The sequence below is a fragment of the Achromobacter spanius genome (assembly GCF_003994415.1).
GTDB classification, from domain to species: Bacteria; Pseudomonadota; Gammaproteobacteria; order Burkholderiales; family Burkholderiaceae_B; genus Achromobacter; species Achromobacter spanius_C.
The window spans coordinates 3604228-3623770 of sequence record NZ_CP034689.1 but is presented as its reverse complement, the minus strand read 5'-3'; the positions used below and the strand labels follow the sequence as shown (position 1 = coordinate 3623770).

The window sequence follows — 19543 nt, the reverse complement described above, 5'->3', positions numbered from 1 at the left end:
GTGTTTGTTTTAGTGATCGGTTCTATTGATTGACGCGCCCGTTCAAGAGGGCGTCGATAAAGGTCTTCAATGGCGTGCCGACACGGCAGCCGAGTTCGCGGGCGCGCGCGTTCGCGCAGGAAATCACGCCCTCGTCGTAGCAGGATCTGGCGTCGCCAATGCAGGCGCTATGGGCCGACACCGTCAATGCCGCAATGCCACGCTGTTGCAGCAGCGGCAGGCGGCCGACGCCCGCGCCGTCCTGGCCCATGCCCGCGTCGTTGAACGTCACCAGCCTGGGCGTGGCCTTGACGCCGTCGGTCGGCAGCCCGGCCAGGCGCTCGCCATGCGATGCCGTGACGGCAATCAGGCCGTTGTCGCGTTCGTCCAGCAGCGACACCGAGTCCACGCCGATGACGCACGGCGTGCCGTCGGCGGCGGTGCGCAGCACCATGCGGGATTCTTCGCGCTCGGCGGGCGGTGCGGGCCGTGCTGGGGAATGCGGTGAAGAGGATTGGTGCAAAGGGTGACCCAAAGACTGACCCAAAGACTGACCCAAAGACTGACCCAAAGACTGACCCAAAAGCGCGGCGCATTCGGCAACGCGCATGCCGGCCTGGCAACCCAAGGCCTGAGCCAGCGGGTTGGAATGGCTGATGACGCCACGGCGCAGCATGTCGGCGCCGTCGCCGATGCGGCAACTGCGGTAATCGGCCGTGGCGGCGGGCACGCCCCAGAGTTCCAGGTCTTGCAGGCCTGCGATGCCGGCTTCTTGCCAGCCCACGCCCGCATCGTTGAGCACCACGGCGTGAACCCGACCCCGGGCGGCGCAATAAGCCGCATAGCGGCCGCCATGGGATCCCGCGATCACGACCCGGCCGATATCCGCGTCGCCAAGCTTGGTAATGCTGTCGAGCACTCGTGCGTCGACGCGTTCTGTGTATTCCATATTATGGATTTTTGTTTTGTGCGTTTGCCGGCCATGTGTGCCTGCGGACGGCGTTGAGCATTTGCGCTCAATTGGTTTCAACTGATTTGTCTCGGAATTATTCTAAGGGCCGGGAAACATGCACCGCAATGCGGCATCCATATTATGGAAATGGATTTAGCAAAGAGGCCGCGAAAAGAAACTGAAGCGTCAAACGCCAAGCAAAAAAAAAGCGCCCCGCGTAGGGGCGCCGATGCGGGGCATCCGCTGGCTAGTCTTCCCAGCCACCGCCCAGCGCCAGAAACACCGCGATCTGGTCGTTGCTGAGTTCGGCTTGCGAGGCCGCCAGTGCACTCTCATTGCTGGCCAGCGTGCGTTCGGCGTCCAGCACGGTCAGGTAGTCGGTCTTGCCGTACTGGAATAGCCGCCGCGCTTGCGAGGCGGCTTCGGCGCTTTGGTCGCGGGCGGCGCGCAAGGCGGCGTCGCGATCCAGTTGCCGCGCGTAGACCACCAGCGCGCTTTCGGTTTCGCGCAGCGCATTCAACACGGTGGCATCAAAGCGCGCCACGGCGGCCTTGGTGTTGGCTTCGGCCTGGGCAATGCGGGCCTGCACCGCGCCCGTGTTCGGAATCGTCCACGAGATCAGCGGACCCACGCTCCAGCTGAAGGTGCCCCGATCGCCCAACATGGCGGCGGGGCCGCCCGACGCGGCGGACAAACCCAGCGTGACCTTGGGGTACAGGTCGGCGGTGGCCACGCCGATGCGGGCGGTGGACGCGGCCAAGGTGCGCTCGGCCTGGCGGATGTCGGGCCGGCGGCGCAACAGCGCGGCGCCGTCGCCCACGGGAATGGTGCGGGTCAGGCGCGGCGCGGCGGCGCATTGCAGCAGCGACGCGGGTATGTCGTTCGGCGTCTGCCCCGTCAGCGTGGCCAGACGGTACAGCGCCGTGCGCTGCTGCGCCTGGAACGGCGGCAGGTTGGCCTGCAACTGTTCAAGCTGGCTGCGCGCGCGCGTGACGTCCAGCGTGGTGCCACGGCCGGCGCGTTGCAAGCGGCTGACGGCATCCAGCGATTCTTTTTGCACCTGCACCGAATGCTGGGCCGAGGCCAACTGCATGCCCGCCGCGCACATATTGGCGTAGGCGCGCGCGGTTTCGGCCGCGACGGTGACGCGGGTGGCGTCGTAGGCGGCTTGCGCAGCCTGGGCGTCGCCGCTGGCGGCTTCGATGGCGCGGCGAATCTGGCCGAACAGGTCCAGTTGGTACGACACGCTGGCGCCGGTGGAATACGACCAGCGGCTGGGCGGGTTGACGCCCGGTTGCAGTTCCTGCAAGCCCGATACGTGGCCAAAGGTGGGCGATGCGTTCACGCCGATGCTGGGCTGCTGCTGCGCCTGGGACTCCTGCACGGCGGCCTGCGCGCGTTCCAGGTTGGCGCTGGCCACGCGCAGGTCGGTGTTGGCCGACAGGGCCTTGTCGATCAGGCCGTCCAGCACCGGGTCGTTATACAGCCGCCACCAGTGCCCGGCTACCGGCTCTTGCTGATACACGCCGGGCTGCGCTTCGATGAAGGCGCCTTGCGCGCTGGGCCGTTGCACGGCGGACCCGGCGGGCGTTTGATAGTCCGGGCCCACGGTGGTGCAGCCGGCCAGCGCTATCGCCACAGCCAACAGCGGGGGTAGAAAGTGCCGGGCGTTCATGCCGGGTCCACCGACACGGTGGCCGTTTGGCCAGCGACCAGGCGCACGCCGTCGGGCACGGCGTCGATCTTCACGCGCACCGGAATGCGTTGGGCCAGGCGCACCCAGTTGAAGGTGGGGTTCACGTTGGGCAGCAGATTGGCGCCCGTGCTGCGGTCGCGATCGGCAATGCCCATGGCGATGCTTTCCACATGGCCACGGATGTGGTGCGTATCGCCCATCAGCGTCACCGTGACGGGGGCGCCTTCGTGGATGCCAGGCAGCTTGGTTTCTTCAAAATAGCCTTCCACGTAGAAGCTGCCGGCGTCGACCAAAGCCATTACACCGCGCCCGGCGGTGGCGTAGGAACCCGCGCGCAAGTCCAGGTTGGTAATGCGGCCGTCGCTTACGGCCAGCACGCGGCTGCGTTCCAGGTTCAGGCGCGCGGTGTTCAGTTGCACTTGCGCCTGCGCCAGCGCGGCTTCGGTCTGCTGCACCTTGGTCTGGCTTTGCTCGACCGCTTCGGCAGCCACCAGTTGGCCCAGCGAACGGTTGCGCTTGGCGTCGCGCAGCGCCTGGTCGTGCGCCACTTGCTGCGATCGCACAGCTGCCTGCGCTTGGTCGAACGCCAACTGGAAGCGGGCGCGGTCGATTTCAAACAGCAGGTCGCCGGCCTTCACGTCCTGGTTGTCGTGCACGGGCACGCTCGTCACCAGGCCCGAGACGTCGGGCGCCACCTGCACCACATAGGCCTTGACGCGGCCATCGCGCGTCCAGGGTTCAACTTCATAGTGCACCCAAAGCTGCCAGCCGGCGTAAGCGGCGGCGGCGACGACGATGGCCGTCACCGCGAACTTGCCGATAGCAGCAGGGCGAAGGGCGTTGGGGAGTTTCATACCTATCTCTGTAAAAAATATGGGGAAATCAGGGACACGCCATACAGCAGCACCACGAACAGCGCCAGATCAAACAGCGCGGGGTGCCATACCAGGCGGTACAGGCCGGCGCGGGCCAGCACGCGGCGCACCGCCCAGGCCACGCCGAGCGTGACGACGCCCAGCACCAGCAGCCAGGGGAAGTAAATGCCGTAGAAATTGAATTCACCGATCATGATGCGTGGCCCTCCATGGCGGGATGGGCGGGTTGGTAGTCGGGGGCGTCGGGAAAGAAGGCACGGCGGATGCCCACCAGCGCCACCACCGCGCGGTCACGGGCGGCCAGGCCTTGCGGCGTGGCGGCCACGCTGCACAGTGCGCGGTCGATCTGCGCCAGGAACTCGGGCGTTTTTTCGCCGACGCGCCACGCCGAGCGGGCGCGGAAGAACTGCGCCAGGCTGGTCAGCACGGGTTGGATGGTGGCCTCGGCCATCGGCAGATGGCGGCGGGCGCGCTGCAATTCGGTAATGTCACGGCCCACGCGCAGGTCTTTCAGCGCATCGGCGGCCACCAGGTCATCGGGCCGCTGGGCCAGCGCCAGGCGCGGTTGCAACAGGCCGATGCGGTCCAGCATGCGGGCGGTGTAGGTGTGGCGCGACGGCGCGCGCGGCGAGGCGGCCAGCGTCGCCAGTTCCTTCCAGTTGGCGGCCTGGATGCGGCGGGCGCTCCAGTCGACGCTGACGGTGCGGAACACGGCGGCAATGATGGCGGCGGTGGCCACGCCCATGCACTGCGCCACCTGCGTGTCGATGAACGACACCACGTTGGCGGTGTGGGTGTCTTGCAGCGCCATGGTGCCCAGAAAACCGAACAGCATCGCCATGCCCTTGCCGGTGCTGGCGGGCCGCGCAATGAAAATGCCCAGCACGAAGGCGGTGGGCAGCATCGCCAGGGCCAGCATTTCAAAGGAATGGATGGCCGGCATGATCCCCAGCAGGTACAGCGCCGACAGCGGAATCGAATACACCGTGTACGTCAGAAACTGCATGATGCCCGGCACGGGGTTGTCTTGCGACGCAAAGAAGCAGCTGAAGATGGCGGCCATCAACGCGGCGGTGGCGCCGTTGCTCCAGGCCGTGCCGATCCAGAACGCGCAGCACACCGAAATGGCCACACCCGCGGCCAGCGCGGACAGCAGCGCCATGCCATGGTCGCGGTGCAGCGCGGCGTTGGGGTCGCGGGCAGCGTGGGCTTTATGTGCCGAAGCCCGTTGTGGTGCGCCCGCCAAGCCGGCGTGGATTTCGCGGCGCAGGGCCAGGCATTCGTCATAGGTGTCGATCAACTCGCGCAGCCGCGTCATCAGGCTGGCCAGCAGCGCGTCGCGCCAGGGGGAATGGCTGTCGATGGCGGGGGTCAGCCGCGATACGGCGGCACGCAATGCTACGGCGGTGTCGTGCGAAGCCTGGGCGCCAGCATTGATCCATTCCGATATATCGTTCAGCAGCGCGGACACGGGTTCGGGCAACGCTTGGTCATTGGCCTGAAGCGCCCGCAGGCGGTCTTCCACGGCCGACACCGCTGGCGTCAATGCTGAAATCTGGTCCTGCATGGCGCGCACGGCGCCGGACGTCCAGCGCAGGTTGCTGGTGTCGAACGGCACATGGGTGGACAAGAGCCGCAATTGGGTGATGTCGTTGGCCAGCACGCGGCGGTCGCGGTCGCGCTGTTCGGCGGTCTTGCCGCTAAGCGTGTCGTGCATCCAGTTGCGAGCGTCGCGCACGGCCTTGTCCAGTTGCAGCGTCAAGGCAGGCGCCAGTCCACGCGGCAGCACAATGCTGTGGACCAGCGTGGCGCAGACGATGCCCAGGGTGATTTCCTCGACGCGGGCAAGCGCGGTGTCGAAGACCAACGACGGGTCGGTCACGCTGGGAAAGCCGATCATGGCGGCGGTGTAGCCCGCCAGCATGAAGAGGTACGAACGCGGCGTGCGGTCCAGCACCGACATATACAGGCAGACGCCCACCCACAGCACCATGGCAGCGGTCATGATGACGGGTGAATTCGACAGGCGCGGCACCAGGTAGACGGTGGCGGCCGACCCGGCAAAGGTGCCCACCAGCCGGTACAGCGCTTTGGAACGCACGGCGCCAGACCAAGGTTGCGCCACGACGTAGGCGGTGGTCATCGCCCAGAACGGACGCGGCAAACCCATGCTGTAGGCCAGATAAAGCGCCATGATGGCGCTTAGGTAGCTCTTGAGCGAAAAAAGGGTTTCGCGGACGTTGGGCAATTTCACGATGCGTTGTCCTGTTGCTGCTGTGGCTGCGCGCTGGCCGCGCCGCGTCCCAAGGACACATTCAAGGCGTCGAAGACGCGCAGGCAGGCTTGCAGGTCGGCTTCGCTGACGCCGCTGAACAAGCGCCGGCGCAGTTCCACCAGCACGTCTTCAACCTGGGCGCGCAAGGCATGGCCGGCGTCGGTCAGGTGCAGGGTCTTGGCGCGGCGGTCATGGGCGTCTTCGCGGCGTTCCATCAGGCTGGCGGCGACGAGTTGGTCAAGCACGCGAACCAGGGAGGGGCCTTCGACGCCCAGCGCCTCGGCCAACGCGCCTTGGCGTACGCCGTCGCCCAGGCGTCCGGCCAGGATGACGGGCCAGGCGGTGGCTTGCGATAAACCGTAGTCGGCCAGGGCTTTGTCAGCCGCCCCGCGATAGGCACGCGACAGCACCATCAAGTGAGCGGTGGTGGCCATGAGTTGGGAGTCTGAAGGAGGGTTCATGGAAATCGATTGTATCCTATCTATTAGCTTACTAATGATTGAATGTGCCGAATGGGTCGATAGGAATTTTTAATCGGTGGGTTCTTGTGTCTTTTCTTGCGCGCGCTGTACTGATCACGCGGCAAGGCACGTAGGATGGGTGCAGCGCGAAATGACCCGTGGCAAGGACGCCTCCGTTGATCGCGCGTAACCCATCGAACCACCGCCAGGATGTGGCCGGATTATTTCGGGTTCCGGGGTTGATTGATGGGTTTCGCGCGAACGGCAATTGGGTTCTTGTGCCTTTTCTTGCGCGCTGCACCCATCCTACGATGGGGGGATCCATCCGCGATCTATCCGCGGCCCATCTCGCCGCCAACCCTCAGCCGTTGCAGTCTGCCCAGCAATTCGGGGTTTCGTACAAGCGTACGCGGGACAGGCGCAGGTCGGCGCCGTAGTGGCCGTGGTAGTGCGGCGCCAGCGTGTCGAACACGATCTTGGCCAGGTTTTCCGCCGTGGGAATGCGGTCCAGCACCACGGTCTTGTGGTCGGGCAGGGTGTCCAAAAAGCCGCGCACGGCGGCGTCGCCTTCGTACACCAGGAAAGCATGGTCCCAGACGTCCACGATGTGGGTCTTGGCGATGTGCTTGATCTCGGAAAAATCCATCAACATGCCGTTGTCGGATTCGCCGGGGGCTTGCACCACGTCGCCCGTCAGGGTGATTTCAAGCACATAGCGGTGGCCATGCAGATTGCGGCATTGGCTGCGGTGATCGGGGATACGGTGGCCGGCGTCGAATTCCAGCCTGCGGGTAACGGAAATCATCGCGCGATCCGCCGCGCGTGGGGGGTCATCATGGAATGCCTATGTATTTATGGGTCTGCAAACTCAGCCGCCATTGCGGATGCTGCATACAGTACTGAACGGCACGCTCGGTGTTGGCCACGCGCGCGGGGCCGTCCATGGGTTGCAGGAAAAAATGCTCGAAATCCAGGTGGGCGAAGGTCTCGGGCAAGGCGTTCAACTGGGGGTAGACCAGCTTTAACTCGTCGCCGCGTTCGATGACCAGCGGCGCCGTGCCCTTGGGGCTGACGCAGATCCAGTCGATGCCGGCGGGCGGCTTGACGGTGCCATTGGTTTCAATGGCAACGGTGAAGCCGCGCGCATGGATGGCGGTGAGCAGCGCCGCGTCCAGTTGCAGCAGGGGTTCGCCGCCCGTGAAGACCACGTAGCGGTCTTGCGTGCCCGGGCCCCAGGTGGTGGCGATGGTGTCGGCCAAGAGGTCGGCCGTGGCGAACTTGCCGCCGCCTTCGCCATCGGTGCCGATGAAGTCGGTGTCGCAGAACGTGCAGGCGGCGCTGGCGCGGTCGCTTTCGCGGCCGGTCCAGAGGTTACAGCCCGCAAACCGGCAAAATACCGCCGCGCGGCCTGCGTGGGCGCCTTCGCCTTGCAGGGTCTTGAAAATTTCTTTGGCGGAGTAGGTCATAAGGTTGCTGGCGGCCGGAGGCGCCGCGAAAATCGGGCAAAAGCGGATTATTTTACTTGGTATAGACTCCCGCCCTATGTTTCATGTCCAAGATTCCCTGTATATCGACGAACGCGACCTGACGTTCAGCATGATCCGCGCCCAGGGCGCGGGCGGCCAGAACGTCAACAAGGTGTCCAGCGCCGTCCACCTGCGCTTTGACGTGCGGGCTTCACGCCTGCCGCCCGAGGTGCAGGACGCCGTGTGCGCCCTGAGCGATCACCGCATCTCGAAAGAGGGCGTTATTGTCATCAAGTCGCAGTCGTTTCGCAGCCAGGAGAAAAACCGGGCCGAAGCCATCGAACGGCTGGTGACCATGGTTCGCAACGCCATCCAGGTCGACAAGCCGCGCCGCGCCACCAAGCCCACACGATCTTCCCAACGCCGCCGCGTGCAACGCAAAGTCCTGCACGGCGAGGTCAAGCGTCTGCGTGGGAAGGTGCAAGGCGACTAGGCAAAACCTCGTTGTCCTCAGGGGCATGACTATATATCGAATACTTTCGATTTAAGATTCGATAAATTGCGATATACAAATATGACTCGCTCCGCTTCCGCTTCGTCCTCCGATCAGACCGGCGCAGAACCCGGGATTGATACCGACGCCATCATCAAGGCGCTGGCCAATCCGGTGCGGCGTGACATCCTTGCATGGCTGAAGACGCCGCATGCGTATTTCGAGGAACGTCCGGGCCACTCCTTTGAACATGGGGTGTGCGCGGGCCACATCGATGACCGCTGCGGGCTGTCGCAGTCGACCGTGTCTTCGCACCTGGCCGTCTTGCAACGCGCGGGCCTGATTACGTCGACCAAAGTGGGGCAGTGGGTCTTTTTCCGTCGCAATGAAGCCACGATTGCCGCGTTCCTGCGGCAGTTGAACCAGGATATGTAGTCAGCCGGCAGGCGTGTGCCCCCCACACCGCACTACGCCACCTTGTATGCCGCTGCACATCGCGCCCCATCGCCCCGGGGCGGAAGGACTTTGCATGAGCACCCTGTTTGAACCCCTGCGCGTTGGCGCGCTGACGCTGCGCAACCGCATTGTCATGGCCCCCTTGACGCGCCAACGCGCCAGCGAAGGCCGCGTTCCCAATGATTTGATGGTCGAGTACTACACCCAGCGCGCCGGCGCGGGCCTGATCTTGACCGAAGCCACCGCCGTGACCCCGCAAGGCGTGGGCTACGCCGACACTCCCGGCCTGTGGTCCACCGAACAAGTGAAGGGCTGGCGCAAAGTGACCGCCGCCGTCCACGAAAAAGGCGGCCTGATCGCGGCCCAGCTTTGGCACGTGGGCCGCATTTCCGACCCCATCTTCCTGAACGGCGAACTGCCCGTTGCGCCCAGCGCCATCGCGGCCGGCGGCCATGTCAGCCATGTGCGTCCCAAGCGTGCCTACGTCACCCCGCGCGCGCTGGAAACGGCCGAGCTGCCTGGCGTGGTCGAGGCCTACCGCCATGGCGCGCAAATGGCCATGGAAGCGGGTTTCGACGGCGTGGAAGTGCACGCCGCCAACGGCTACCTGCTGGATCAGTTCTTGCAAGACAGCACCAACCAGCGCACCGACCAATACGGCGGATCGCTGGAAAACCGCGCCCGCCTGCTGCTGGAAGTGGTGGATGCGTGCGTGGCCGTCTGGGGCGCGGACCGCGTGGGCGTGCACCTGTCGCCGCGCGGCGATATTCACACCATGGGCGATTCCGATCTGGCCACCACCTTCCTGTATGTGGCCACCGAACTGGGCAAGCGCGGCATCGCCTTTCTTTGCGTGCGCGAGCGTGAAGCGGAAGACAGCCTGGGCCCGCGCTTGAAGGCGGCCTTTGGCGGCGTCTACATCGGCAACGAGGGCTACACGCGGGAATCGGCCGAAGCCGCCATCAAGGCCGGCCGCGCCGACGCCGTGGCGTTTGGCGTGCCCTACATCGCCAACCCCGATCTGGCGCGCCGGTTTGAATTGAACGCCGAGCTGAACAAGCCCGAACCGTCCACGTTCTACGCGCAGGGTCCGACGGGGTACACCGACTATCCGGCGCTGGCGTAAGCCACCTGCCGTGCGGGAATACGGCGCGGCTGCGCACCAGAACGTCACGCTAGAACACCGCGCGCATCGGGTAGGTAAATAAACCGAAGTGCGCGGCGTTCAAGCCCAGATGCGCCAGCACCGCCGCCGCCAGTCCGCCGTAGCGGTAAGCCACGCCATAGGCGGCGCCGGCGATGGCGGCCAGCAACATCCATTGCCAGCCGCCCGCAAAATGCGCCAGCCCGAACAGCACCGCAGCCACGCCCAGCGCGGCCCAGGCGCCCCAGGGATGATGCCGCCAGCGCGTGGCCAACTGCTGCTGCACATAGCCGCGAAACAGCGCTTCTTCAGCCAGCGTGACCAGCAACGCATTGTTGATGAGCCAGATCCAGCCCGAGTCCGGCCACTTGGGCGCCCAGCCCACCACGCCCAACGCCAGCGCAATGCCCAGGCAGGCCAGCACCGCCGCGCCGCAAGCCAGGCTGGCCGCCAGCACCGTGCGCCGCAGGTCGACGCCCGACATGGGCGGGGCCAGGGCTAAGATCACCCAGAAGGCAACCAGCGGCTTGTCCAGGTTCAGATACATGCCAAACGCCACGGCGTCCGCGCTCAGCGGGGCGGGCGCAATCACCAGCGGGTTGTGAAAGCCCGGCAGCAGATGCAGGAAGAGCGCTGCGGCTAGAAGCAGGAACAAGCCGTGGCCGGCCATCCGCACGGCATCACCAGACCCCGGCCGCACCCAGGCCGCCGCCAACACCAGCAGCGCCGGCGCGACGAACGCCACGGGGTCTATCACGCCATCGGCCCAGCCCCACGCCCAGGCAAGCATCAACGGCGCCAGCGCCCAGCGCCGCGTTGCGGGGGGCCAGAGCAGGGCGGCGGCAAGAAATAACGGGGGCCAGGGGCTCAGCAAGGTCATCAGGCAAGCGGGCGCAAAACTTGGAGCGCAAAGTGTAAGCGCGCATGGCGGTTCGTCCCAGCGCGCGGCTTTTCATTTTTTTGCTTTCAGGCGACCATGCCGCAGCGGCGGCGAAATGCCCGTCACCCTGTCCGGCCCCACCTTGGGGCGGCGCACCTGGATCCTATTTAAGGTGTCGGAATTTGATTCTGCAGATTTTGGGGGGGCATTGATTGTTCTTAAATATCAAACGGGCAAGTGACTTGCTCTGAATATGGATGCCTTGGTTCGGGCAGATTTTCGTGGCGCGAACTTCCATCGCTTGATGTTTGATGATATGGATTTGCAGGCCGCCGATTTTTCCCGTTCTTAATTCAGGATATTGGGTTTGTGGGATCCAAACTGTCTGGCGTGAAAATGGTGGAAGCCTGGCTTATCAATTCATACTTCATGCGTGTGATTGCCAGAAACTCCGATTTTACAAACGCAATTGCGATTTGTGCTGATTTTTCAAATGGAGATTTTACGGGGGCAACGCTTTGCAACTTAGATGTTCGTTTTGCCAGTCTGGAAAGGACGAAGCTTGTTGGGGCAGACGTTAGAGTAAAAAATGCGGAAGATGCATCATGGCATGGTGCGCCTGATGACGAAAACACTATTTGGCCGTCAAACCCCGATCCGGGAGAGGCAGGGTCCAAAAAAATGCCATAGATATATCGCGCGGGTCCAGCACAGCGGTAGAGGTATATCGTTTCCATACCACCTAGGTATATAGGAAGTTATTAAATGGACATCAGCATAAATAGTCTGAATAGACTGTCTATCGACTGCACTGAGGGTGGGTTAGGTCAATGATCCCAATGAATTTGCCGGCTATCAGCAATATTCACCGAACGTGCGCGTAGTCATTCGTCTGTATGATGCCAAGTCTGGCGAATATCGAGCTAAGGCCCACGCCATATATGGGATCGCGCCGCAGAGCTTAATGAAATTGGCGAGTAATTGAAATCAAGGTGCGCGAAGTGAAGCATAGACTAGAAGAATTATTTATGAAATATGCAGTCCGCGACGGTCATTTGCGCTACGTATATGTTCTGATTTGCGCTTTTGTAGGGGTGTGGATGCTGTTGATCGATCTGTATCACTGGCACACCGGGTGGTTGTATATCGTGGGTTTGGGTATTGGGGCTTTTGGTGGCTACTCCGCGCAAGCTTATGTTTTAAAAATTCGCCCATTTGATAAGCCGCCATATCCGCCGGAATGGCTGGCCGAAAGAAAGCCAACTCAGGCCAGCGAGCCTGACGTACGCAAGGAAAGCAAGTGAGTTCCGGGCAGATTCAGAGCTCTATCGTTTCCCACGATAGCGGAGGCCCGATTCCGAGTGGGTATTCCTACATTGATAGCCCCAGCGCGGCCACTCAATGGCAGACTCGGGTTGGCCGCTAAGGAACGATCTCCGACGACTCAGTACTGTATTACTGCGCCTTGCGCTGCTGGGCCTCAGAGGGATATAACTCCTGCTCATTATGAAAATTAATTGGTTTGCGAGAATTTTAAAAGCACTAAAAATAGTATTTATTCATGATGGAAATTTCCGGTCCATATTTCGATTTGTTTTTGTGATCGTTGGCGGTGGATTGGTTTTCCTCGATCTGGATATCTGGCGGACGGGTTGGTTATATATAGTCGGTTTTGTGGTCGGGGGTGTCGGTGGTTATGCCGCTAGGGCACATCAATTGGGCATTCGCCCGTTTGAGGCTTCTTCATATCCTCGCGGGTGGTTTAAAGGGCGCCAGCCGAAAAGTGAAGAGAAAGAATATGATTCAAATGGATCGAAGTGACAGATGTGCTCGGGAAGAAGGTTGGTCAATCCCAATCCATATCGACTGCCCTCCGGTCGCTGTGTGGCCTCCCGCCGGTGCAATTCATCCCTCGGTTAACCCTGACTCCGATCATCTATCCGCCAATGCCTGCTTGACAGGGGTGCTTACGGGTCAGTTCAATGTGCCTGGTTTTTCATTTCTTCCGCTTTCAGGCGACCGCTGCCGCAGCGGCGCCAAACGCGAGCCGCCTTATCTTGCGCACCTGGAGTCAGTATGAAAATGATCGCGTGGTTGATGTTGGCAGCGGCACTGCTGCCGCTGGTGTCGACAATCATCGCCAAGGCGGGGGGAAAGAAGTTCGACAACAATGACCCTCGCGCGTGGCTTGCTCGCCAGGAAGGCTGGCGGGCGCGCGCCAACGCGGCGCAGATCAATGCCTTTGAAGCGCTGCCGTTCTTCTTTGCGGCGGTGCTGTTCGCGCTGTATACGCAGGCGTCGCCCGCGCATGTGGCCACCCTGATGGCGTGCTGGTTGGGCGTGCGCCTGGGCTATCTGGCGATGTATCTGGCAGGCTGGGGAGCGCTGCGGTCCCTGGCTTGGGCGATCAGCGTGGGCTTCATCATCGCCATCCTGTTTTCAGGGGTCTAGGCGCTTACTTCCATTCAAAGACGGCGCGCGCGGTGCCGGTGCCTTGCACGGTCACTGCGCGTTCCTGCTTCTTGCCCTCAAACGTCGCTGAAATCTTGTAGCTGCCCGCGGGCAGCTTGACCAGCATGTAGGGACCTTCGGACGTGGCCTTCAAGACTTCCTTGCCTTGCGCGTCGAGGATGGTGACGCCGACGCTGGCCACATAATCGGCCTTGCCATCACGCTGGGCCGCGAAAGTCAGCGCCAGCGGATAATCTTTTGCGGCGGCTTTCATGGCTTCGGATTCATCGATGCCGATACCGCCGCTGACGTATTGCACCGAGCCCTGGTGCTTGACCGGTGGTAATGCCGCCTGCGCGGTGGACAGCACGCCGGCAATGGCCATGCTGCCCAAGGCCATCATGGCGGACAGGGTGCAGCGTTCAATGCGTTTTTTCATCTGATTCTCCAGACGTGAATGATTGAGCTTCGACCTGGGCGACGGCACGGAGTTCGCGGCAGCGCGTCTCGGAGATCAACCGATTGTTTCCGTGACCGTGATTCTGCCGCTGGTTTTCTTGCCGCCTCGCAAAACAGCATATTCCCGCGCGTTCAGCCTTGCCAGGAAAAAGCCAGCCGGCTTTCCCCGCTGACCGTGCCGTCGGGCGCAAAGCGCCTTTCATCCAATTGGCCCGCGCCGCCCTCGCGCAGCACCAGCACGCTGGAGGCGCGGGTGCCGTAGTCGGGGCTGACGATGAACGGGCTGCTCAACAGTCTTTCGCGGTCTTGGGGCAGGCCGGTTGCGGGCATCTCGTCATCGGTGGCCGTCTGCCTATCCGCCAGCGCGTCGAACAAGGCGGGCAGGTCAGGTTGCGGCGTACGCCCCAGTACCTCGGTAAACGCCGTCTTGGTGCGGGCCAGCTTGGGCCAGGGCGTGTCCAGCAAATGGTTGGACAGGGCATAGATGCCGGGTGCAAGCGGGCGCGGCGCGCCATCGCGGTTGCTCAGATACCAGGCCTGACGGGTGTCGCCCACGATCAGGTTGAAGCCGTTGTAAGCCTGATCCGATTCGTGCGTGCGCGCCAGGTATGCCTGCGGCGAATCGCTGCCGCGCAAATAATCTTCAACCAGCGCGCCGCGTGACGGGGCAGGGTCCAGGTGCCTGCCGGGTTCGCGGAAATTGGTGACCAGCGCAAAGCGGCCTTGCGCCGTCACGCCCATCCAGCTGCCGCCGGCCAGGCCGTCGCGGCCTGCGTAAAGGCCGGGCGCATCCGCCCATTGCGCGGCTGGGAGCGTGGGGCGTGCGTGGAATTCGTCGCGGTTGGCGGCGATCAGGACGGGAATGCCCGGCAAGGCGTGCAGGGCCAATACGGCAAGACACATGGTTCAGACCTGGTTGGATGGAGGGGTAAGGGGATGGGTGGAGCGACGCTTGGGCAAAGCGGCGAGGGGCGCGGCGGCAAAATCCGGCCCAGCCAGCGCGGCGCGCAAGCTTTCGATTTCGGCGGCCACGTCGGCCAGCGCCGGGATGGGGGCGGAGATGGCCGCGGTCGGTACGGCCGTGCCTCCCACCACCGCGACGCTCATGGCGTGCAAGGCGTGCGCCAGTTGGCCGACTTCGGCGGCGCTGGGGGTGGGCTGGTCGGCAGGCAGCGACCAGGCCGTGTCCGACACGGCGTTGGCCACGCGCTCCAGCGCCACCTCCACCGGCCACCAGGCCAGCGCGCGGCGGCTGACCAAACGCGGTTCGGACAGGCCGCGCTGCAACGCGATGCGCAGGTCCGACAAGCTTGCATAGGCGCGGGCGCGCAGGGCGTGGCGCTTGGCGGGGTCCGCCTGGAACACCGTATTGACGTAAGCAGCCAGCGTGGACATCGCCGTGGCCACGGCCTGGTCCAGGTTATTGCGTTCGATGCGGATCCACGGCAGGTAGCCCACCAGCAGCACGATGCCGGCCGCCACGCCCACATCAAGCAGGCGCGCCAGCGCGATAGCCCAGGTGCCGGGCTGCAAGGCGCCGATCAGCAGCATCAGGATAGGCACCAGAATGGCGGAAAACAGCCCGTAATTGCGGCGGATGGACCAGGGCAGCAAGGCCGCCAGCGCCGCCACCGTCAACACGCTTGCAATGCCGTTCTGGTCCACCGCCAGCACGGTGGCGCTGATGGCCACGCCCACCACGCTGCCGCCGCAGCTTTGCAGCGCCCGCGCGAATACCGAACCGAAGTTTGGCTTGAAGATCACCACCACAATCAAGGGCACCCAATACGAACGCGGCAGCGACGCGGCCAGCGCCACGGCCTCGGCGGCGATCAGGCACAGGCCCAGCCGGATCAGATATCGCACGGTGGTCCGACCGGGGCGGTAGGTGCGTGCAAGCACCCGCCATGGTGTGCGCGGAGGCGCCGGCGCAAGCTGGGCCATGGGGTCGGCGTCGGGCGTCTTGGCGCCCGTCAGCAAGGGTTCGGCCTGCGCCAGCGCATCCGCCAGTTCCAGCATGCCGGCTTGGCGCAAGGCCGTGATGTCGTCGCCGGGGGCGGGGGGCTGATCATGCTCGACCCGGTCCGCCAGATGGTTCATGACGCGCGCGCAGGCCGGCGGCAGGACGCGGCCGGCGCGGGCCAGCGCCAGCGCCGTATTGGTCAGCGGAGTGCAGGCCTGGAGTTGGGCCGCCAGGCGGGCCAGGCGCGGCGACGGCCCGGCGGCGCGGCCACGGGCCGCCAAGACCGTGTCGTAGGCGGTGGCCATGGCCGCTTCCATGTCGCGCCGGGCAACCATGGTGCGCGATGTGCCGATGGCGGCGAACAAGGCGGCCAGCTTGCGATACGCCTGCGCCACGGCGGCGCGTTCGGGCGCAATCGGGTGCACCACCCAGCCCGCGAGCGTCAGCGCCAGGCCAAACAGCCCGCCCATGCCTACCAGCACCGAAGGCAGCCAGGCGGGCAGGGTGGACGTCAGGCTGGAACCCACGATGACGTACACCGCGAATTGCAGCGTGGCGACCGCCGCGATGTTGTTGAAGGTGCCCACCAGGCTGGCGATGAGCACCAGCAGGGTCATGGCGGCGGACGTCCACAGCCCGTGTCCGGCCACCAGGTTGCCCAGCAGGTAACCCAAGGCGCCGCCGAACACCGTGCAGCCGATGGACAGCGCCCGGTTGCGGTAAGGGCCGCCGTTGTCGCCGGTGATGGCGGGCAGCGCGCCCAAGGCGACCAAGGCGGCGGGCCCGATCTGGTCCAGCGCCAGGCCCACGGCCGTGGGCAGGCCGATGGCCAGCGCCGCCCGCAGCGCCACCCACGGGCTGACGGGCGACGGCTCCATGTGCGCCAGGCTCATCAGCCAGCGCATGTTGGCGCCGCGTGCAATCTTGGAGCGGAACACGGCGGGCGTCATGGTGGGGTGGTGGCGGCGGGAGTCAGGCCTTGATCAGCGGCGCTTCCTGGGGCGCCGCCAGCCGGAAGTAGTCTTCCGTGTTCAGCAGAATGGACGCATCCAGCCGCCCCGCGTTGAACACGATTTCATCGTGGCGCGTGCGCAGGCTGGGGTCCACCAGCAGGTGCAAGTCAGGGTTGAAGGAAAACGGCGGGATGGCGCCAATTTCGCAGCCGGTCAGCTCGCGGGCCAGGTCCTGCGAGGCCAGCGACGCCTTTTTGCCGCCCGCGGCGCGCGCGATAGCGTCCAGGTCGGCCTGCTTGTCGGCGGGGAAAACGGCCAGCACGTTCTTGCGCACGTTCGACGAAATTTTCACTCGGCAGACCAGCGCCTTGGCGCCCTGGCTGACGTCGGTGCCACGGATGGCGGCCACTTCCACCGAGCGGCCAGCGGCGGGATGGTTGATCAGGCGGTGGCGCGCGTGGTGCTGGGCAAGCAGCGCTTGCAGGCGTTCGAAAACTTCCATATCGGTGGCGGTGGCGTAGGGAACAAGGGGGAATGCAAACAACGGGCGCCAGACGCAAGATGTCTGGCATCGGCCCCGCTACGCATGATACGCCCGCCAGCCGCCGTCAGATCTCGCCCGTGAAGGCGTAGCCCCAACCCCAGACGGTGCGGATCGGCAGTTCCACGTTCAGGTCCTGCGCCTTGCGCCGCAGCCGGCTGACCACCACATCGGTGCGTCGGACGGATTCACGGCCGACCTGCGCGTCGGAGCCGGACGCATCGCCGCGCGGCAGGCGCTTGTCGGCCGATGTGGTCAGCTTCAGCAGGAATTCCCGTTCCGCCAGGGTAAGCGACACGCGCGTGCCTTGCGGGCTGACCAGCGTCCAGGCGGCGTCGTGGAACTGCCACTTGCCCGCGACGTCGCCTGCCGGTGGCGTGGCAATGGCGCGTGGCTCGGCCTCGGTCAGCAGGGGGCGGCGTCCGGTGGCGGGCACGCGGCGTACCAGCGCCTGCAAGGCGGCGGCGATTTCCGCGGTGGCCACGTCGTGCTGAAAGCAGGCGTCGGCGCCGCAATGCAGGCCTAGAATGCGGTTTTCAGGCGTATCAAAGTTGGACACGGCGATGATGCCCGCCGTCGTGTCCATGGCGCGCAGACCAGCGACGGCCATGCAGAGATCGGTAAGGTCGGCCTCCATCACTAGCAATGGCGTGCGGCGCGCCTGAAACAGGCGGAACAGGCCATTGGAGTCCTCGCACCGGCGTGGCGAGAATCCCATCTCGGCCAGTGCGTCGCTGCGGCGCACGCGTTGGTCGGGATCGGGAGAGAAGACGATCAGGTCTAGTAGGTCATTCATGAAATCGTAGTGATCTGTGCAGCTTGAGCGCTTGCATGATGCTACGAATTGGCGGTTTCCCTAACCCCGCTCAACGACACTTTCGTACCCGAATTCTCAGACATGATTACAGGCGGCCTATCGCGGTCAATTGTCGGGTGGTTACCGAACAATGTTTGAATTCGGCGGTTGCTGCTACAACCCTGACCTTCAATTGAACGTCGGGGCTCGTCAGGGGCTCGCGGTCAGGGGGGGCGACACGCTGGATTGCGCTGCCCTCGGTCCGGCGGCGGGCTCGTTCCACCAGCCGCCGCCCAAGGCTTGCAACAGCGCCGCGGTGTCGGCGTAGCGGGCCGCGTCCGCCTCGGTGCGAGAAATCTGCGTTTGCAGCAGCTGGCGCTGGCTGTCCAGCAGGCTTAGGTGGCTGATGCCGCCTGCCTGGTAGCGGCCTTGCGCGATGCGTTCGGCGTCGGTGGCGCGGCGCCAGGCGTCGTCATAGGCGGCGTAACTGTCGGCATCGGTCTGCACCGCGCGCAGGGCGTCGGCCACCTGGCGGAATCCGTCCAGTACCGTTTGCTGGTAGGCGGCCGCCGCGGCCTCGTAGGCCGCTTCGGCGGAACGCTTGCGCGCCCGTAGCTCACCGCCGCGAAACAGCGGTTGCACCAGCCCCAGCCCCAAGCTCCACACATTCACGCCGTCGGACAAATCGCCCGCGCGTGTGCGTTGTGAGCCAAAGCTGGCCGTCAGCGTGAACTGCGGGTACTGGTTGGCGGTGGCCACGCCCACATCGGCCGACGCCTGGCGCCACAGCGCCTCGGCGGCCAGGATGTCCGGGCGCAGGCGCGTCAGCGCGGACGGCACGCCGGTGGGAATATCGGCGGGCAAGCTCAGGTCGGCCAGCCGCAAGGGCGGCGTGCGCAGCGCGGCGGGAGGCAGGCCCAGGTACACCGCCAACTGATGCGTGGTTTGCGACAACTGCTTTTCCAGCGGCGGCAGCGTGGCGCGGGTCTGGGCCACCAGCAGTTCCTGGTTGCTCAGGTCGGCCTGGGCGGCGCCGCCCGCTGCCACGCGCTGCCGCATGATGTCTTGCTGGCGCACCTGCGCGGCCAGCAGGTCGCGGGTGGCGGCCAGACGTTCGGACAGGTCGGCCTGGCGGATGGCGGCGGTGACGACATTGGCGGCCAGCGACATGCGCGCGGCCTGCAATTCGTGCGCCTGGTAGTCCACCTGCGCCGCCATGCCTTCCAGTGCCCGTCGGTTGCCGCCGAACACGTCCAGCGTGTAGGACACATTGATCGAAGCGTTGTAGAGCGTGAAGGGCGGCGGCAATTCCGCCACCGGCACACCGTAGGCCGATGGGTCCACCTTTTGCCGTTTGACGGAAAGGTCCGCATCCACTGACGGCAACAGCCGGCCGCCGGTTTCGGCATCCAGGTCTTCGCTGGCCTGGCGCAGCCTGGCGCGCGCCTGGGCCAGCGTGGGGCTGGCTTCTAGCGCCTGGCGCACCAGTTGGTCCAGTGCGTCGGACTGGAACAGCCGCCACCATTGCGCGGGAATGTCGACGCCAGCCTGCAAGCGTTGCGCGCCGGGGGGGAGGGATCGGTGTCGTGGGCAGTGTAGGACGTGGCGTCGGGCGCCGGGGGGAGCTTGAAGTCTGGCCCGACGGCGCAGCCTGCGATCAGGGCGGGCAGGCCGATGGCCAGCATGGCAATGTGAAGGCGCTT

Annotated in this window: 22 protein-coding genes and 1 pseudogene; 8 read left to right on the top strand and 15 right to left on the bottom strand. The window is 64.7% G+C overall.

The window, feature by feature from the left end:
• Nucleotides 1-22 precede the first annotated feature (22 nt).
• The 8 genes from ELS24_RS16485 to queE all read right to left on the bottom strand — a co-directional run bounded on the left by ELS24_RS16485 (nt 23) and on the right by queE (nt 7704).
• Nucleotides 23-928 carry a hypothetical protein gene (locus ELS24_RS16485; protein ID WP_127184723.1) on the bottom strand — a complete coding sequence of 302 codons (906 nt, stop codon included), beginning with the start codon at nt 926-928 and terminating at the stop codon, nt 23-25.
• Between the two features lie 250 nt (nt 929-1178).
• Complete coding sequence (locus ELS24_RS16480) at nt 1179-2606, bottom strand: efflux transporter outer membrane subunit (protein ID WP_127184722.1); 1428 nt, start codon at nt 2604-2606, stop codon at nt 1179-1181.
• On the bottom strand, nt 2603-3481 hold the full coding sequence (locus tag ELS24_RS16475; RefSeq protein WP_127184721.1) for an efflux RND transporter periplasmic adaptor subunit: 879 nt from the start codon (nt 3479-3481) through the stop codon (nt 2603-2605). The genes ELS24_RS16480 and ELS24_RS16475 overlap by 4 nt, the downstream gene beginning before the upstream one ends.
• 2 nt (nt 3482-3483) lie before the next feature.
• On the bottom strand, nt 3484-3696 hold the full coding sequence (locus ELS24_RS16470; protein ID WP_127184720.1) for a DUF1656 domain-containing protein: 213 nt from the start codon (nt 3694-3696) through the stop codon (nt 3484-3486).
• Complete coding sequence (locus tag ELS24_RS16465; protein ID WP_127184719.1) at nt 3693-5756, bottom strand: FUSC family protein; 2064 nt, start codon at nt 5754-5756, stop codon at nt 3693-3695. The genes ELS24_RS16470 and ELS24_RS16465 overlap by 4 nt, the downstream gene beginning before the upstream one ends.
• On the bottom strand, nt 5753-6238 hold the full coding sequence (locus ELS24_RS16460; protein ID WP_127184718.1) for a MarR family winged helix-turn-helix transcriptional regulator: 486 nt from the start codon (nt 6236-6238) through the stop codon (nt 5753-5755). Before ELS24_RS16460 ends, ELS24_RS16465 begins: the two co-directional genes overlap by 4 nt.
• Before the next feature lie 361 nt (nt 6239-6599).
• Entirely contained in the window at nt 6600-7043 is a 444-nt protein-coding gene (gene queD / locus ELS24_RS16455) for a 6-carboxytetrahydropterin synthase QueD (protein WP_050446995.1), read from the bottom strand.
• Between the two features lie 28 nt (nt 7044-7071).
• A complete protein-coding gene (gene queE / locus ELS24_RS16450; protein WP_050446994.1) occupies nt 7072-7704 on the bottom strand; it encodes a 7-carboxy-7-deazaguanine synthase in 633 nt (210 codons plus the stop codon).
• Nucleotides 7705-7780: 76 nt separating this feature from the next.
• Between queE and arfB the strand changes: the two genes are divergently transcribed.
• The 3 genes from arfB to ELS24_RS16435 all read left to right on the top strand — a co-directional run bounded on the left by arfB (nt 7781) and on the right by ELS24_RS16435 (nt 9779).
• Complete coding sequence (gene arfB / locus ELS24_RS16445) at nt 7781-8197, top strand: alternative ribosome rescue aminoacyl-tRNA hydrolase ArfB (protein WP_050446993.1); 417 nt, start codon at nt 7781-7783, stop codon at nt 8195-8197.
• An 81-nt stretch (nt 8198-8278) separates the two neighbouring features.
• Entirely contained in the window at nt 8279-8632 is a 354-nt protein-coding gene (locus ELS24_RS16440) for an ArsR/SmtB family transcription factor (protein WP_050446992.1), read from the top strand.
• A 94-nt stretch (nt 8633-8726) separates the two neighbouring features.
• Entirely contained in the window at nt 8727-9779 is a 1053-nt protein-coding gene (locus tag ELS24_RS16435; RefSeq protein WP_050446991.1) for an alkene reductase, read from the top strand.
• A gap of 49 nt (nt 9780-9828) precedes the next feature.
• Here ELS24_RS16435 and ELS24_RS16430 read toward each other — a convergent pair whose 3' ends face one another.
• The gene (locus ELS24_RS16430; RefSeq protein WP_127184717.1) at nt 9829-10677 is read right to left on the bottom strand and encodes a CPBP family intramembrane glutamic endopeptidase; all 849 of its coding nucleotides are present in this window, start codon (nt 10675-10677) and stop codon (nt 9829-9831) included.
• 253 nt (nt 10678-10930) lie between these two features.
• Here ELS24_RS16430 and ELS24_RS31725 point away from each other — a divergent pair, with 253 nt between their 5' ends.
• The 5 genes from ELS24_RS31725 (at nt 10931) to ELS24_RS16405 (ending at nt 13128) form a co-directional block, all read left to right on the top strand.
• Complete coding sequence (locus ELS24_RS31725) at nt 10931-11029, top strand: pentapeptide repeat-containing protein (protein WP_083447374.1); 99 nt, start codon at nt 10931-10933, stop codon at nt 11027-11029.
• Between the two features lie 17 nt (nt 11030-11046).
• Complete coding sequence (locus ELS24_RS16420) at nt 11047-11367, top strand: pentapeptide repeat-containing protein (RefSeq protein ID WP_127184716.1); 321 nt, start codon at nt 11047-11049, stop codon at nt 11365-11367.
• A gap of 338 nt (nt 11368-11705) precedes the next feature.
• Nucleotides 11706-11981, top strand: a complete 276-nt coding sequence (locus ELS24_RS16415; protein ID WP_127184715.1) for a hypothetical protein — start codon at nt 11706-11708, stop codon at nt 11979-11981.
• Nucleotides 11982-12183: 202 nt separating this feature from the next.
• Nucleotides 12184-12498 (top strand): hypothetical protein, encoded by a 315-nt coding sequence (locus tag ELS24_RS16410; protein WP_127184714.1) that lies wholly within the window; start codon nt 12184-12186, stop codon nt 12496-12498.
• A gap of 255 nt (nt 12499-12753) precedes the next feature.
• On the top strand, nt 12754-13128 hold the full coding sequence (locus tag ELS24_RS16405; RefSeq protein WP_050446989.1) for an MAPEG family protein: 375 nt from the start codon (nt 12754-12756) through the stop codon (nt 13126-13128).
• Nucleotides 13129-13132: 4 nt separating this feature from the next.
• On the opposite strand, the gene ELS24_RS16400 is transcribed toward ELS24_RS16405, so the two are convergent.
• The 6 genes and pseudogenes from ELS24_RS16400 to ELS24_RS16375 all read right to left on the bottom strand — a co-directional run bounded on the left by ELS24_RS16400 (nt 13133) and on the right by ELS24_RS16375 (nt 19525).
• Nucleotides 13133-13567, bottom strand: coding sequence for a carboxypeptidase-like regulatory domain-containing protein (locus ELS24_RS16400; RefSeq protein ID WP_050446988.1), 435 nt, complete (start codon nt 13565-13567; stop codon nt 13133-13135).
• A gap of 152 nt (nt 13568-13719) precedes the next feature.
• Nucleotides 13720-14490, bottom strand: a complete 771-nt coding sequence (locus tag ELS24_RS16395) for an NRDE family protein (RefSeq protein WP_050446987.1) — start codon at nt 14488-14490, stop codon at nt 13720-13722.
• Between the two features lie 3 nt (nt 14491-14493).
• On the bottom strand, nt 14494-16500 hold the full coding sequence (locus ELS24_RS16390) for an FUSC family protein (RefSeq protein ID WP_232312040.1): 2007 nt from the start codon (nt 16498-16500) through the stop codon (nt 14494-14496).
• Between the two features lie 22 nt (nt 16501-16522).
• Nucleotides 16523-17005, bottom strand: coding sequence for a YbaK/prolyl-tRNA synthetase associated domain-containing protein (locus ELS24_RS16385; protein WP_050446986.1), 483 nt, complete (start codon nt 17003-17005; stop codon nt 16523-16525).
• Between the two features lie 106 nt (nt 17006-17111).
• Nucleotides 17112-17840 carry a response regulator transcription factor gene (locus tag ELS24_RS16380; RefSeq protein ID WP_050446985.1) on the bottom strand — a complete coding sequence of 243 codons (729 nt, stop codon included), beginning with the start codon at nt 17838-17840 and terminating at the stop codon, nt 17112-17114.
• A gap of 210 nt (nt 17841-18050) precedes the next feature.
• Nucleotides 18051-19525 (bottom strand): annotated as a pseudogene (locus ELS24_RS16375) (efflux transporter outer membrane subunit).
• Nucleotides 19526-19543: the final 18 nt, after the last annotated feature.